The sequence below is a fragment of the Streptomyces sp. NBC_00247 genome (assembly GCF_036188265.1).
Lineage (GTDB): Bacteria > Actinomycetota > Actinomycetes > Streptomycetales > Streptomycetaceae > Streptomyces.
This window is the reverse complement of record NZ_CP108093.1, coordinates 6,493,262-6,503,543: the sequence shown is the minus strand read 5'-3', so window position 1 is coordinate 6,503,543 and position 10,282 is coordinate 6,493,262. Positions and strand designations below refer to the sequence as shown.

Here is a 10,282-nt window from a genome sequence, read left to right as displayed (position 1 = left end):
GTGTCACGCGGTCGGCGGGGGCGGCCCGTGTCTGCGGTCAGGCGGCGATTTCGCCGGCCTGGAGCTGCCAGAGGGATGTGTAGAGCCCGTGCTGGGCGAGAAGTTCGTCGTGGGTGCCTTGCTCGGCGACGATGCCGCGCTTGTCCATGACGTAGATCCGGTCGGCGTGGCGGACCGTGGAGAGCCGGTGGGCGATGACGATCATCGTCCGGTCCGCCGCGAAGCCGCGCAGCGTGCGCTGGATGGCGGCCTCGGTCTCGTTGTCCACGGCGGAGGTGGCCTCGTCGAGGATGACGACCGGTGAGTCCTTGAGGATCGCGCGCGCCAGGGCGATCCGCTGCCGCTGGCCGCCGGAGAGCGTGGCGCCGCGTTCACCGATCAGCGTGTCGTAGCCGTCGGGCAGGGTGGCGACGAAGGTGTGCGCCTCGGCCATGGCCGAGGCCCTGAGCACGTCCTCGTGCGAGGCGTGGAAAGTGCCGTAGCGGATGTTGTCGGCGATGCTTCCGTCGAAGAGGAACGGGTCCTGCGCGACGAAGCCGATCGCGTGGCGCAGGTCGTGCCGCCGCAGGTCGCGGACGTCCCTGCCGTCGAGCAGTACCCGGCCGGATTCCGCGTCCTGGTAGCGCATCAGCAGTTTGGCGATCGTCGTCTTGCCGGAGCCGGTGGCGCCCACCAGAGCGGTCACCTGTCCGGCCGGAACGGTCAGCGAGAGATTCTCCAGCGTCGCCGGACGGCCGGGGTAGGCGAAGGTGACCTTGTCGAGAACGATCTCACCCCGCACCTCGGTGGGTTCGAGCCTTCCCTCGCCGCTGTCGGTCTCGACGGGCAGGGCACGCAGACGCTGGACCCGGTCGTAGGAGGCAAGGGTGCGCTGGTACTGGTCGGCGATGCCGCCGAGCCGGCTCATCCGCATCAGCAGCATCTGGGGCAGCCCGATCAGCGGGCTGAACACCTCGAAACGCAGGGTGCCGTTGAGTACCGAACGGCCGCCGATCAGCAGGGTGCCGGCCATGGACGCGGTGGTGCAGGCCCGGACGGTCTCGGCGTGGCGGATCGTGCTCCGGTCGGCCTGCCGGCTGCTCTCCTGGACCGACTCGCTGAGCTCGTCGACGCGTGTCGCCTCATGGTCCTCGGTGCAGAAGCTCTTGACGGTCGCACCGGCTTCGAGTGAGTTGATCACCTGGCTGCCGAGCCTGGCCCGGTGCTCGCCGGTGGCGGCGTAGGTGGCCGCGGACTTGTTCTGGTGGTGCAGGGAGAGCCAGGCGACGACCGGGATCGGCAGGAACGCGATCCAGGCGATCTGCGGTGCCAGCAGCAGGAACGCCGGCACCAGGACGGCGAGGCTGGTGCCGAGTTGCAGCACGTCGTTGGCCGGGCCGGCGAAGAAGGCGCCCAACTGGCCGACGTCGTTGGTGAGGGTGCCGGTCACCCGGCTGGTCCGCTCACCTTCCAAGTGGGCCAGTTCGAGATGCTGGACGTGTCGGTACGTACGACTCCGCCAGTCGTGCTCGATGTCCTGGCCGAGCCGGCGCCATTGCAGGTTCGAGGCGTAGGAGAGGCCGGCCACCGCGGCACAGGCGGCGGCCACCAGCCCTGCCAGCCCGAGGAGTTGGGCGGACGCGGTGGTCAGGCCGAGGCTGACCAGCGGAGCCGCCTCGCCCTTGATGAGGACGAGTCCGGTCCATCCGAGGAAGGTGCCGAGCGCCATCTCCGCGGCCTGGCAGGCGACGGACAGGGCGGCGGCCCGGTAGAGGCGGCGGCGGTGCGGTCCGACGATCTCCAGCAGGGGGTGGCGTTCCGCACCGGGCCCGGCCGCGTGCCGGGGCGCCTCTGCCGTCTGGCGCCAGGCTTTCCGGAGGACGATCGCGGTCGCCGCGGCGACCCCGCCCGCGGCCACCCACTGCTTGCTCCTCGCCGCCCCCTTGACCAGTGCGGTCCCCGCCACGATCCCGCCGCCGACGGCGAGCACCGGGCGCACGACCGGGCCGAGGTCCGCGCGCGGGGCCGGAACGACGGCGGAGTCCGGTGCCGGACGTCCCGCTCCGGTCGCGTTCCGGGCGACCCCGGTGACGGCTCCGCGGATGATCCGGCCGACGTCCGCGGCGCGCAGCCGCGCGTCGTGCCGGACGAGCACTCCGCCGGTGACCGAGCTGGCCCGGGCCTCGGTGATCCCGGGGACGCGGCGCAGCACGGCGGCGAGGATCTCGGCCGTCCGGGGCCGCCCGAGCACCAGCTCGACGTCCCAGCGCTGGCGGCCCGGGACGACCGAGCGCGGGCTCGCACCCGATTCCACGGAGCGGAGTCCGGCTGCGGCACCCAGTAGCGATGGCATGTGTACGATCACCTGTTTGCGGAGGTCGCGGGAGACCGCCATGGACACGACGGAATGCGGCGACGGAGCGGGAAGGTCTGACGTGACGGGAGGGTCTGGACAGCGGGTCTCTACGGTCGAACGTCCTGCGAAGGGCCGCCGCCCGGGCACGCCCCGCCGGGATCGGCCGGCGTGCGCGCCCGAAGTCCGTCCCGCTGTCCCTGGTGGATCGGTGTGGGCGTCGGACGCGGTGCATCGCGAGGCGGAGGAGCACCCGCGTACGGGATGCGTGCGGGACGTTCCGACGGCGCGGTGAGGTGCCGCGGCCGACGCCGCACACCGGGCAGGAATTGCGGGACGACCTTGGGCGGCGGCCCCGGCTCTTACGGTCCGTCAGTGGGACTTGCCGGCGGCGGAACCGGCGGTGGCACGGATCTTCGGGGTCCTCACGTCCCCCTCCGGTCCGTCCTTGGCGCCGCTCCCGGTGGCACGCTGGCCGACGACGGAGTGCCCTTCGGTCTCACTGGCGGCGATCTGCGCGGCCACCACGTCGGCGGCCACTTCGGCCGCGAGGTCGTGGATGTTCTCCCCGGCCTCCTGAGCGGCCTTCTTCACCTCCATCGCGATACCGACGGACGTCTTGACGACTCCACTCACCAGCGGCTTGAGCAGGCGCTTGGCCAGCGGCGCGACGATGAGGCCGATCAGGAAGGGCGGGACTACTGGCGGCATGATTCTCCATCCTCTCCACGCATACGTATGACAGGGAACCCGGGCACGACGAAAGCCGGAGCAATGCACGGCCGGGCGGGATTCACTCTCGAATATCCGGGGCCCACTTGGCGAATCGGAATTCCCGGATGCCGGAACACACCATCCGATCCCGTGATCACCGTAGTGGAAACCCACCCGCCTGGACCAAGCAGCCCCCTTCTGTTCACTCGTGCGAGTGCTCGTGAAGTTTTCGCGTAACCCTTTCAACCACGGCGCACACGAAGACACTTAATACGATTAACCAATTACCCCCCTCGATCAATGCGCCTCCACTGCGACTTCGATACACCTTTCGACGCGCTCTCCGATACCCTTTCGACGCACCTCCCGCGCACCTTCGATACGCCCGTCCCTGCGCCGCTCCGTACCACCCGACACCACCGCTGCGGCGACGACGGCACTCCGCCCACGTGCCGTTCCGGAGAAGGGCCGGGCGCCCAACGCCCCCGCCCCCCGAACGGGTGAATCAAGATCGGTCGCCCCGTAGCCCCCCGACGGCTCCAGCCCCGGCCGCCAGGTGGTTGGGGACATTCGAACGCGCTTACCGCACAAGCCAGTTGGGTCATCACAGCCCACCCTCCGGTGGCACCATGACGCCCATGCTCCGACGCACCCCACCGGTCGCCCTGGCGGCCGCCCTGGCCGCCGCGGCCGTCGCGCTGGGCGGTTGCGGCGGAGTCACCACCTCCTCGACCACCACCCCGCCGGTGATCCGCGGCACCGTCCGCATCGCCGCGTCCAGCGAGACGCCGAGCTTCGACCCGTATTCCGCCTTCGGCGCCTCCCAGGCCCGTTACGCCTACGACTCCCTGGTCAACCTCGCCCCCGACGGAACCCTCGTCTCCGGCCTGGCCACCTCCTGGCGGGCCACGGCCACCACGGCCGGATTCACCCTCCGACCGGGCGTCACCTGCTCCGACGGAACCGCGCTCACCGCCTCTGCGGTGGCCCGGTCCCTGACCTACGCGGGCGACCTGGCCAACCAGCTCGCCGGAGCTCAGACCGTGCTGCCGAACGTCCCGTTCGAAGCGAACGCCGACGACCGCACCGGCACGGTGTCGGTGACCACCGCCGCCCCCTTCCCGTTCCTCACCCGCACCGTCGGCCTGCTGCCGGTCGTCTGCCCCGCTGGACTCGGCAGGCCCCATGCGCTGGACCGGGCCACCGAGGGCACCGGCCCCTACGTACTCACCCGCTACACCCCAGGCGGGCCCTACGAGTTCACCGTCCGCGACGACTACTCCTGGGGACCCGCCGGGGCGACGACCCGGGAACCCGGCCTCCCCGCGCGCATCGTCGTCTCGGTGGTGCCCCAGGCCTCCACGGCGGCGAACCTGCTGCTCACCGGGGGCATCGACATCGCGGGCGTGAGCGGGCCGGACCGGGCCCGGCTCACCGGACGCGGCCTGTCCACCTCCGACGTGGCGACCGTGGTCGGGCTGACCTTCTTCAACCAGCGTCCCGGGCGGACGCTCCGGGACCGGGCGGTGCGCCGCGCCCTGGTCTCCGCCCTGGACCGCCAGGGGCTCGCCAACGTCGCCGTCGGCGGCACCGGCAGCCCCGCCACCGACTTCGGCGCCGAGGGCGCCGTCTGCCACGCCGACCTCGCCGACGCCAACCTGCCCACGCGAGACGCCACCCGGGCACTGCGCGCGGCCGGCTGGGCCCGCTCCGCCGGCGGCCCGCTCGCCAAGAACGGCCGACCGCTCCGGCTCCGCCTGATCACCAGCCCCGACCTCGGCCCGACCCTGGTCTCCGTCGCCGAGCTCATGGCCCGGGAGTGGACGGCGCTCGGCGCCGAGGTCGACCTGGTCACCGAGAGCCTGCCCGCCCTCGTCAACGCCATGTACCAGAGCGGCGACTTCGACGTGGTGGTCGGCAGCACGCCGGGGTTCGCCCTGCCGGTCGGCTTCGTCCCCTTCTTCTCCGGCCCCGCCCCCGCCCGGGGCCTCAACTTCGCGGGGGTGGCCAATCCCGAGTACGACGCTCTGGTCGCCGAGGCCCTCCGGGCGACCGACACGACGGGATGCGGCAGCTGGAACCGTGCCTCCGCCGCGCTCTTCCGCTCGGCCGACGCGCTGCCGATCGCCCAGGGCCGAAGCGGCGTGTACGGCCACCGCACCACCTTCGCCACCACCTTCGGCGGCCAGATCGTCCCGACCAGCATCCGCCTCCACCAGTGACCCGGGGCCGCACCATGTCCGTACCCCAGCTGTTGCGGCACCCGTGGACCGTGTTCCTCGGCCGCCGCGGCGTCCGGCTGCTCCTCTCCCTCGGGGTCGTGGTCACCGCGTCGTTCGCGATGATCCGCCTCATCCCCGGCGATCCCGTCCGGGCGGCGCTCGGCGTCGACGCCGCCCCCGGCCTGGTGGCCGCGCGCAGGCACGCCCTCGGGCTCGACGCCTCCTTCCTCTCCCAGTACCGCCACTACCTCGGCGGCCTCCTGCACGGTGACCTCGGTACGTCGCTGGTCACCGGGGCGCCGGTCGCGGAACTGGTCCGCACCCGGTTGCCGGCCACCCTGGAGATCGCCGTCCTCGCCTTCCTGGCCACCCTCGCCGTCGCCCTGCCCGGCGGTCTGCTGGCCGCCGTCCGCACCCGTGACGGCCGCCGCCCGCGCACCGAGCTGGTGTTCACCGGCGTCACCGCGGGTCTGGCCGGGGTGCCCGACTTCGTCCTCGCCGCCGGGCTCACCGCGTCGCTGTCGATCGGCCTCCACCTCCTCCCGGTGGCTGGCGCGGCGGGCGCCGAGTCGTTCGTCCTGCCCGTCCTCGCGCTCTCCCTCGCCCCCACCGCCGTGCTGCTGCGCATCGTCCGGGTGGAGGCGCTGAAGGTGCTGGACGAGGACTATCTGCGCACCGCCCGGAGCAAACGGCTGTCGTCCGCGCGCCGCTACCTGCGGCACGCGGCACCCAACATGGCGTCCGCCGCACTCACCGTCGCGGGGAGCCTGCTGCCCGGTCTCATCGCCGGCACCGTACTGGTGGAGAAGGTCTTCGCCTGGCCGGGGATCGGCTCCGCCATGGCCCAGTCCGTGGTCGCACAGGACTACCCGGTGGTCCAGGCCATGGTTCTGGTGCTGGGCACCGCCGTGCTGCTCGCGGGCCTCCTGGTGGACGTGCTGCTCGCCCTGCTCGACCCCCGCTCGGCGATTCGGGAGATGTGACCATGAGCCCTTCCTCCCGGCTTCCCCGCTCTCCCCTGGCTCTGGCCACCGCACTCATGCTGGCCTCGCTCGTCGCGTTCGCGCTGGTGGGCCCGCTGATCTGGGGCGCGGCAGCCGAACGTCCGGACCCCTCGGCCGTGCTCCAGGGCCCGTCCGCCGTCCACCCGTTCGGCACCGACGGCCTCGGACGGGACCTGCTCGCCCGCGTCCTGACGGCCACCCGCCCCTCGCTGCTGCTCGCACTGGGTGCCGTCCTGCTCGGCGCGACCGCGGGAGTCCTCCTCGGGGCGTGCACCGCCGTCCTCGGCCGGCGCGGGCGCCGGCTGACCGGTGGGGTGATCAACCTGCTGCTCGCCTTCCCGGCACTCCTCGTCGCGATGTTCCTCGCGGTCGTGTTCGGCGCGGGCGCCACCGGGGCGGTGCTGGCCCTCGCGGCGGCGGCCGTCCCCGGATTCGCCCGGCTCGCCCAGACCCTCGCCGCGGGCGTCGCGGGCAGCGACCACCTGGCCGCGGCCAGGGTCCTCGGCCTGCGCCGGCACCGCCTGCTGTGGCGGCACGTCCTGCCCAACATCGCGGAGCCGCTGCTCCTGAGCGTCACCACGGCGGGAGGCACCGCCCTGGTCGCGCTCTCCGGGCTGAGCTTCCTCGGCCTGGGCGTCCAGCCGCCCGGCTACGACTGGGGGCAACTGCTCAGCCAGGGTCTCGACCGGATCTACGCCGAGCCGGTGCCCGCCCTCGCCCCGGGACTGGCCATCCTCTACGCGGCCCTGACCTTCCAGCTGCTCGGAGAGGTCCTGGCCGGACACGCCGCGCGACGCGGACAGCTGCCGCGCGAACCCGCGCCGGTGCCCGCTCCGAGCGGCCCCGCCGAGGACGGGCTGGTCCTTCAGGTCGAGGACCTCACCGTCGAACTCCCCACCCCGGGCGGCCCGATCCGGCCGGTGCGCGGGGTGTCCCTCTCGCTGCGTCCGGGCGAGATCGTCGGGCTCGTCGGTGAGTCGGGGTCGGGCAAGTCGCTCACCGCCCTCGCCGTCGCCGACCTGCTCCCGTACGGCGCCCGGACGTCGAGGCGCACGCTGCGCCTGCTCGGGGCGGACCTCTCCGTCCTGACGCCGAAGGAGCGGGACCGGCACCTCGCGACGGGCCTGTCGATGATCTTCCAGAATCCGGCCTCGGCGCTCAACCCGTCCCTGCGCATCGCCACCCAGCTCACCGAGGCCGTCCGGGCCCACCGGGGCGCGAGCCGAGCGCGGGCGGCGAAGGAGGCCGCCGACGCCCTGCGCCGGGTGGCCCTGCCCCCTGCGCTGCTGCGTTCACGTCCGCACCAGCTCTCCGGCGGGCAGCGCCAGCGGGTGATGATCGCCTCGGGGCTGATGGTGCGGCCGGGGCTGGTCATCGCCGACGAGCCGACCACGGCACTCGACGTCACCGTGCAGCGTCAGATCACCGAGCTGCTCACCGACCTGCGCCGGGACACCTCCGCGGCGATCCTGTTCATCAGCCACGACGTCGCGCTCGTGGGCGAGTTCTGCGAGCGGGTCCTGGTGATGTACGCCGGCACGGTCGTCGAGGCCCTGCCCGTCGGCCGCCTCGCCGACGGGGCCCGGCACCCGTACACCCGGGCCCTGGTCGCCTCGGTACCGGACCTCGGCGCCGACCGGGGCCGGCCGCTGCCCACGGTCGAGGGCGCGCCGCCCGATCCGCTCGCACCCCTGGCGGGGTGTCCGTTCGAGCCCCGTTGCCCCCGCCGCCAGGACCGCTGCGCCGGACAGGCTCCGCCGCTGGAGGACGTGGACGCCGGTCACCGGGTCGCCTGCTGGTATCCAGTGCCGGTGGCGGCCCCCGAGGCGGTGCGCGCGTCATGACCACGCTTCAGGTGATCGGCCTCACCGTCCGCCACCCCGGCCCGCGTGACTCCCGACCCGCGGTGGACGGTGTGTCCCTGGATATCCCGTCCGGCACCACACTCGGTCTCGTGGGCGAGTCCGGCTCGGGGAAGTCCAGCCTGGCCGGGGCGATCGTCGGCCTCGTTCCCGTGCACGGTGGCCGGGTCCTGATCGACGGCCGCGAGGTCCGCACCCGTACCGTCAGCGACCGGCGGCGGCTCGCCCGCACGGTGCAGGTCGTCCTCCAGGACCCGGACACCGCGCTCGATCCCCGGATGACGGCGCGCCAGACACTCGTCGAGGCCGCCACGGTCTTCCGCCGGCTCGACCGGGCCGCCCGCGCCGAGCGCGTCACCGAGCTGCTCGGCCTGGTCGGTCTGGATCCCGGGCTCGCCGATCGTCTGCCCCGGCAGTTGTCCGGCGGCCAGCGCCAGCGGGTCGCCCTGGCCCGGTCGCTGTCCGTGGAGCCCGGCCTGCTGATCGCCGACGAGATCACCTCGGCGCTCGACGTCTCGGTGCAGGCCGCCGTCCTCAACACGATCCGTGAGCTCCAGCGGAGGCTCGGGCTCTCCATGCTGTTCATCGGCCACAACCTGCCGGCGGTCTGCCACGTCTCGGACTCCGTGGCGGTCATGCGGCACGGCCGGATCGTCGAAGTCGCTCCCACCGGGGCGATCCTGCGCGCACCGAGCCACCCCTACACCCGGGCGCTGCTCGGCTCCGTGCCGTCCCTGCGTACGTCTCTGCCCGAACAGAGGTCGTCATGACCCTCGGCCGCCCGACGCCGACGCCGTCGCCACCGGATTCCCGCACGCGGAGCACGACACGCATTCCCAGGAATGGACCGTCAAGCGGTCATTCACTTCATCACGCTATCGAATTAATGCTTGATCCGATGAGCCGATCACCGTGAGACGATGCGGCGGCTTTCGACGCGGCGCCCGCTCGTCCGGGCCGATGACGAACCGACAGAGAACGAAAAGGACGATGGAAATGCTCCGAGAAGCACCGACGGCCCCCGAGCGGAGCGACCTGCGATGACCGTCGCCCTGGACCAGAATCTCTTCCACCAGACCGGCACGGGCCTGTCCGTACCGTTCGCCGTCGCCGGGACGGGAATCCACCTGCCGCCGGCGGTCGTCACCAACCAGGAGCTCACCCGCTCCCTGGACACCAGCGACGAGTGGATCGTCAGCCGCACCGGAATCCGCGAACGCCGCCGTCTGGCCCCGCACCTGGCGACCTCCGACATGTGCGTCGCCGCCGCCCACCCGGCTCTGGAAGCCGCCGGTATCGAGCCCGCCCGGCTGGACGCGGTCATCGTCGCCACCTACACGTGGGACCAGCCGCTGTTGTCGACCGCGCTCATCGTCAAGGACGCCCTCGGCGCCCACCGCGCGCTCTCCCTGGACGTCACGACCGCCGCCTGCGCGTCCGGCATCCAGGCCATGCTGATCGCGGCCCACCTCCTGCAGAACCCCTCCATCACCACCGTCCTGCTGCTCGCGGCCGACTGCGCGTCCAGGGTCACCGATCCCACCGACCGCACCACCGGTGTCTTCTTCGGCGACGCCGCGACGGCTGTCGTGCTCACCCGCACCGACACCCCCGGGGCCGGTCTGCTCTCCTACGACCTGGGTTCCCAGCTGTCCTACGCCGTCCAGATCCCCGCCGGAGGCTCCCGGGTGCCCACCAGCACCGCCACCGTCGCCGCCGGAGACCACTACCTGTCCATGGACGGCCGCGCCGTCTGGGACGCCGCGACCACACGTCTGCCCGAGAGCATCACCAGCGCCGCCCACCGCGCCGGCGTGCCGGTCGACCAGGTGCGGCACTTCTTCCTGCACCAGGCCAACCTGAACATTCTCAACGAGACCATGGCGGTCCTGGGTGTCCCCCGCGAGCGCGCCCCCGTCACCATCGACCGGCTGGGCAACACCGGATCGGCCGGTGTGTTCACCGCACTCCACACCGCCGTCGCCGAAGGCTCCCTGCTCCCGGGAGACACCTACGTGCTGTCCGGCATCGGCGCGGGCTTCCAGTGGGGAAGCCTCTGTCTCCGGCACGCCTGACCGACCCGCAACGCCACTGTGCATGCCGGGGGTTGGTGGAGATCCGTCAGCCCCGGGCGAGGTGTCGTCACCT

The 10,282-nt window shown here is 72.7% G+C and carries 7 protein-coding genes; 5 read left to right on the top strand and 2 right to left on the bottom strand.

Annotation, left to right across the window (positions count from 1 at the left end; genetic code table 11):
* Window positions 1-37: 37 nt before the first annotated feature.
* Both OHT52_RS28095 and OHT52_RS28090 read right to left on the bottom strand, forming a co-directional pair.
* Window positions 38-2,332: an ABC transporter ATP-binding protein/permease gene (locus OHT52_RS28095; protein WP_328722966.1), complete on the bottom strand. Its 2,295-nt coding sequence runs from the start codon at window positions 2,330-2,332 to the stop codon at window positions 38-40.
* A 372-nt stretch (window positions 2,333-2,704) separates the two neighbouring features.
* Window positions 2,705-3,043 carry a DUF5132 domain-containing protein gene (locus OHT52_RS28090; RefSeq protein ID WP_328722965.1) on the bottom strand — a complete coding sequence of 113 codons (339 nt, stop codon included), beginning with the start codon at window positions 3,041-3,043 and terminating at the stop codon, window positions 2,705-2,707.
* 641 nt (window positions 3,044-3,684) lie between these two features.
* Between OHT52_RS28090 and OHT52_RS28085 the strand changes: the two genes are divergently transcribed.
* The 5 genes from OHT52_RS28085 to OHT52_RS28065 all read left to right on the top strand — a co-directional run bounded on the left by OHT52_RS28085 (window position 3,685) and on the right by OHT52_RS28065 (window position 10,209).
* Complete coding sequence (locus OHT52_RS28085) at window positions 3,685-5,268, top strand: ABC transporter substrate-binding protein (protein ID WP_328722964.1); 1,584 nt, start codon at window positions 3,685-3,687, stop codon at window positions 5,266-5,268.
* A 14-nt stretch (window positions 5,269-5,282) separates the two neighbouring features.
* Entirely contained in the window at window positions 5,283-6,251 is a 969-nt protein-coding gene (locus OHT52_RS28080) for an ABC transporter permease (RefSeq protein ID WP_328722963.1), read from the top strand.
* Between the two features lie 2 nt (window positions 6,252-6,253).
* The gene (locus OHT52_RS28075) at window positions 6,254-8,116 is read left to right on the top strand and encodes a dipeptide/oligopeptide/nickel ABC transporter permease/ATP-binding protein (RefSeq protein WP_328722962.1); all 1,863 of its coding nucleotides are present in this window, start codon (window positions 6,254-6,256) and stop codon (window positions 8,114-8,116) included.
* Entirely contained in the window at window positions 8,113-8,904 is a 792-nt protein-coding gene (locus OHT52_RS28070; RefSeq protein ID WP_328722961.1) for an ABC transporter ATP-binding protein, read from the top strand. The genes OHT52_RS28075 and OHT52_RS28070 overlap by 4 nt, the downstream gene beginning before the upstream one ends.
* A 270-nt stretch (window positions 8,905-9,174) precedes the next feature.
* Window positions 9,175-10,209: a 3-oxoacyl-ACP synthase III family protein gene (locus tag OHT52_RS28065; protein ID WP_328722960.1), complete on the top strand. Its 1,035-nt coding sequence runs from the start codon at window positions 9,175-9,177 to the stop codon at window positions 10,207-10,209.
* Window positions 10,210-10,282 lie beyond the last annotated feature (73 nt).

Excerpts from the sequence above, each read along its gene's own strand:
- OHT52_RS28095 (WP_328722966.1), bottom strand. The coding sequence starts at position 2,332 with ATGCCATCGCTACTGGGTGCCGCAGCCGGACTCCGCTCCGTGGAATCG.
- OHT52_RS28090 (WP_328722965.1), bottom strand. The coding sequence starts at position 3,043 with ATGCCGCCAGTAGTCCCGCCCTTCCTGATCGGCCTCATCGTCGCGCCG.
- OHT52_RS28085 (WP_328722964.1), top strand. The coding sequence starts at position 3,685 with ATGCTCCGACGCACCCCACCGGTCGCCCTGGCGGCCGCCCTGGCCGCC.
- OHT52_RS28080 (WP_328722963.1), top strand. The coding sequence starts at position 5,283 with ATGTCCGTACCCCAGCTGTTGCGGCACCCGTGGACCGTGTTCCTCGGC.
- OHT52_RS28075 (WP_328722962.1), top strand. The coding sequence starts at position 6,254 with ATGAGCCCTTCCTCCCGGCTTCCCCGCTCTCCCCTGGCTCTGGCCACC.
- OHT52_RS28070 (WP_328722961.1), top strand. The coding sequence starts at position 8,113 with ATGACCACGCTTCAGGTGATCGGCCTCACCGTCCGCCACCCCGGCCCG.
- OHT52_RS28065 (WP_328722960.1), top strand. The coding sequence starts at position 9,175 with ATGACCGTCGCCCTGGACCAGAATCTCTTCCACCAGACCGGCACGGGC.